General features: G+C 53.8%; 1 protein-coding gene. It reads left to right on the top strand.

Annotated features, from left to right (window positions below; genetic code table 11):
* Window positions 1–24: 24 nt before the first annotated feature.
* Window positions 25–286: hypothetical protein (locus BK665_RS34660; protein ID WP_221179282.1), on the top strand; the 262-nt coding region annotated here is incomplete at its 3' end.

Genomic DNA, 286 nt, shown 5'->3' with positions numbered 1-286 from the left:
GCAACTCTACTTCGGGGACGTAGCGTGAAACTCTATTTAACTCCCGAATTGCTTGCTCATCGTCGTTGTCGCTTTTTGACTAGCCTCTTGGCTATTGAGACATCGTCGGCTGTTGAGTTGCCAGAGTCTGGATTTGTCCTTATGACGGGTCAGCAGCTCCAGGGGTCGAGCGAGCTGCAGACGGCATGCGCGACTTGGGCCCGTCAGCCGGGATGCACATTGCTGCTGCTACCGCCTTACAAAGAAGGCCCACTCCTTTCAGCTCTGGATTGGGTTGTTGAGTTTT

The sequence above is a fragment of the Pseudomonas frederiksbergensis genome (assembly GCF_003732665.1).
Classification (GTDB): Bacteria; Pseudomonadota; Gammaproteobacteria; order Pseudomonadales; family Pseudomonadaceae; genus Aquipseudomonas; species Aquipseudomonas frederiksbergensis_G.
Note: the sequence above shows the minus strand (reverse complement) of the source record. Positions and strands in the feature narration are given on the sequence as shown.